Origin of the sequence: Corynebacterium sp. (assembly GCF_012837295.1) — a bacterium.
Taxonomy (GTDB): Bacteria; Actinomycetota; Actinomycetes; order Mycobacteriales; family Mycobacteriaceae; genus Corynebacterium.
The window spans coordinates 1-3,547 of the sequence record NZ_DURI01000091.1 but is presented as its reverse complement, the minus strand read 5'-3'; the positions used below and the strand labels follow the sequence as shown (position 1 = coordinate 3,547).

Below are 3,547 nucleotides of genomic sequence, written 5' to 3'. Positions count from 1 at the left end.
TCATCTCGGTCAGGTGCTCCTTCAGGTCCTGGCCCGTGCAGAACACCTTCTTGCCGCCCTTGAGCAGCACCGCGCGCACGGGGCCCGGGTCGGCGGTCGCGTCGCCCGAGCCGGTGGGGCCGGTTTCAGGCTTGACGACGCATTGTTCCGCCGCCTCCTCGAACGCCCGCCGCAGTTCCAGGCGCAGGGCCCGGTTCAGCGAGTTGTGGCCCTCGGGGCGGTCGATGGTGATGGTCAGCAGGCCGGCGTCGCGGGTGACGGTGACGAATTCCATGCCCCCAAACTACCTGGCGGAGTCGCCCGCCACGGCCGAATCGGCGGCGGCGATGCGTGCACGGCTCCGCGCGGTGAGCAGCCAACCGACGACGAACGCCGGGATGAGGAACACCACCGACCACAGCAGCGTGTAACTGCCCACCGGGTAGTCCATCGCCATCAGCACCACGACACCGGCCAGGAAGGCCAACACGATGACGTCGCCGGCGCCGCCCAACGGGGCGCGGTAGGAATGCCGCTCCACCGCACCCCGGCGAGCAGCGCGAAGGTAACCGAGGTGCGCGATGACGATCATCGACCACATGCACAAGATCGCGATCGCGCCCATGTTGAGCACCACCTCGAACGCAGCCTCCGGCACGACGTAATTGAGCACGATGCCGAGCACGAACATCGCGGTGGTCAACCACACACCGCCCATCGGGACGCCATGGGCGGACATGACGCCGAGGAACTTCGGGGCCGAGCCGTTGATCGCCAGCGGTTTGAGGATGCGCGCCGTCGCATACAACCCGGCGTTGACCGAGGACAGTGCCGCGGTGAGCACGACCAGGTTCATGACGTCCGCCGCGTACGGCACGCCGAGGGCATTGAGGAAGGTCACGAACGGCGACTCCGCCCCGTCGTAAGCGCTTGCCGGCAGCAGCAGCGCCAGCAGGAACACCGACCCGACGTAGAAGAAGATGATGCGGAACACCGTGGCATTGATTGCCTTGGGGATCTCCCGGCGCGGATTCTTGGTCTCACCTGCGGCGACGCCAATCATGTCGATGCCCGCGTAGGCGAAGACGACGCCCTGGGTCATCACCACCAGGGGCAACACCCCGTTGGGGAACCAGCCGCCGCCTTCGGAAATGGTCGACAGGCCCGGATCATGGCCGTCGACGGGCGTGCCCATCGCAAGCACCACCACGCCGACGATCATGAACAGCACGATCGCCGAGACCTTGACGAAGGAGAACCAGAACTCCGCCTCGCCGAAGAACTTCACTCCGAGGAGATTGAGCCCCACGACGATCGCCAATGCCACCGCCACGAGGATCCACTGCGGCACGTCCTGGAACAACGGCCAGAATTTCAGGTACACCGCAATGGCGGTCAACTCCGCGATGCCGACCGTCACCCACGCCAAGAAGTACACCCAGCCGGCGAAGAACGCGGACTTCTCGCCGAGGAACTCGCGGGCGTAGGACGTGAACGACCCCGACGTCGGCCGGTGGACCACCATCTCGCCCAACGAGCGCAGCATCAGATAGCCGATGACGCCGCACACCGCGTAGACGATGGCCAGCCCCGGCCCACCCGCGTTGAGGCGCCCGCCGGCACCGAGGAAAAGCCCGGTGCCCAGCGCTCCGCCAAGCGCGATCATCTGGATGTGGCGGTTCTTCAGGTCCTTGCGGTAGCCCGCCACTTCGGCGTCATGCCGCGTCACGTTCGTCATGCATCAAATTTACAATCCGACTGAACGCGCGCATCGCCGGGAGCATGGGTAAGACCGGGAGCCCCAACCCAAGTACACGTCGAACGGACAGATACATGTGTTCTGCGGCATGTACCTATCCATTCGACGTGTGTCTGCGGCGTCGATTCGCCACGGGCAGTCTGCAGGGCGGCCGCTATCGGTGGGGCGGCCGGCTGCGTGGGTCACCGCCGGCGATGCACGCACCTCCGGACACAGAAAGAAGTCGGGTGGGCGGAAAGATGTGGCACACCACTTCTTTCCGGCCACCCGACTTCCTTTTGCAGCGTTCACGGGGCGAGGCCCCGGAGGCGATCAGAAATCCGGGAACCCGACGAACGGAACGAACGATTCGAACGGCACGAAGTCGACGAACGGAACGAACGATACGAAGTCGACGAACGGAACGAACTCGAGGAACGCAACAAACGCTACGAACCCGACCTAGACGATCGTCCAGTCCTCGAGGCCCTCGTACAGCGGGAACTCCTCGGCCAGCTTGGCCACGCGGGCGCGCAGGGCCTGGGTGTCGGCGTTCTTGCCGGCGGCCAGTGCGGTGCCGATGATGTCGGCGACCTCCTCGAACGCCTTCTCGTCGAAGCCGCGGGTGGCCAGGGCCGGGGTACCGATGCGCAGGCCGGAGGTGACCATCGGCGGGCGCGGGTCGAACGGCACGGCGTTGCGGTTGACGGTGATGCCGACCTCGTGGAGCAGGTCCTCGGCCTCCTGGCCGTTCATCTCCGAGTTGCGCAGGTCCGCGAGCACCAGGTGCACGTCGGTGCCGCCGGTGAGGACGTCGACGCCGGCGTCCTTGCAGTCGGCGGCGGTGAGGCGCTCCGCCAGCAGGCGCGCGCCGGTCAGGGTGCGCTCCTGACGCTCCTTGAACTGCTCGGTGCCGGCGATCTTCAGGGCCACGGCCTTGGCGGCGATGGCGTGCATCAGCGGCCCGCCCTGCTGGCCCGGGAAGACGGCGGAGTTGAGCTTCTTGGCGTAGTCCTGCTTGGCCAGGATCATGCCGGAGCGGGGGCCGCCGAGGGTCTTGTGCACGGTGGTGGACACGACGTCGGACGCGGCGACGGGCGACGGGTGCAGGCCCGCGGCGACCAGGCCGGCGAAGTGGGCCATGTCGGTCCACAGCTTCGCGCCGACCTCGTCGGCGATGGCGCGGAACGCGTCGAAGTCCAGGTGGCGCGGGTACGCGGACCAGCCGGCGATGATGACGTCCGGCTTCTCCGCCAGCGCCTGCTCGCGGACCTTGTCCATGTCGACGCGCATGGTGTCGGGGTCGACGCCGTAGGCGCCGACCTCGTAGAGCTTGCCGGAGAAGTTCAGCTTCATGCCGTGGGTCAAGTGGCCGCCGTGGGCCAGGTCCAGGCCCAGGATGCGGTCGCCGGCGTTGATCAGCGCGTGCAGCACCGCGGCGTTGGCCTGGGCGCCGGCGTGCGGCTGGACGTTGGCGAACTCGGCGCCGAACAGCTCCTTGGCGCGGTCGCGGGCGAGGTCCTCCACGACGTCGACGTTCTCGCACCCGCCGTAGTAGCGGCGCCCCGGGTAGCCCTCGGCGTACTTGTTGGTCAGCACCGAGCCCTGCGCCTGCAGGACGGCGCGGGGGACGAAGTTCTCGCTGGCGATCATTTCCAGGGTGTCGCGCTGGCGGGCCAGCTCGCCGTCCATCGCCTCGGCGACGGCCGGGTCGAGGTCGCGCAGGGACTGGTAGCGGACGTCATCACTGGGGATACCGGTCATGGGTGGGCCAACAACCTTTCGAAGGAAGCTACGGGTTCGGTGCCATCGTAGTCCCCCACCCCCGGC

3 protein-coding genes are annotated in these 3,547 nt (G+C 67.5%); all 3 read right to left on the bottom strand.

Going from position 1 to position 3,547, the window contains the following annotated elements; translation table 11 throughout:
• The coding region (locus GX015_RS02970; RefSeq protein ID WP_291342691.1) for an enoyl-CoA hydratase/isomerase family protein at positions 1–274 on the bottom strand (274 nt) is incomplete at its 3' end.
• Positions 275–283: 9 nt separating this feature from the next.
• Complete coding sequence (locus GX015_RS02965; RefSeq protein WP_291342690.1) at positions 284–1,717, bottom strand: amino acid permease; 1,434 nt, start codon at positions 1,715–1,717, stop codon at positions 284–286.
• Between the two features lie 462 nt (positions 1,718–2,179).
• The gene (gene glyA, locus GX015_RS02960) at positions 2,180–3,481 is read right to left on the bottom strand and encodes a serine hydroxymethyltransferase (protein WP_046650711.1); all 1,302 of its coding nucleotides are present in this window, start codon (positions 3,479–3,481) and stop codon (positions 2,180–2,182) included.
• Positions 3,482–3,547: the final 66 nt, after the last annotated feature.

Excerpts from the sequence above, each read along its gene's own strand:
- GX015_RS02965 (WP_291342690.1), bottom strand. The coding sequence starts at position 1,717 with ATGACGAACGTGACGCGGCATGACGCCGAAGTGGCGGGCTACCGCAAG.
- glyA (WP_046650711.1), bottom strand. The coding sequence starts at position 3,481 with ATGACCGGTATCCCCAGTGATGACGTCCGCTACCAGTCCCTGCGCGAC.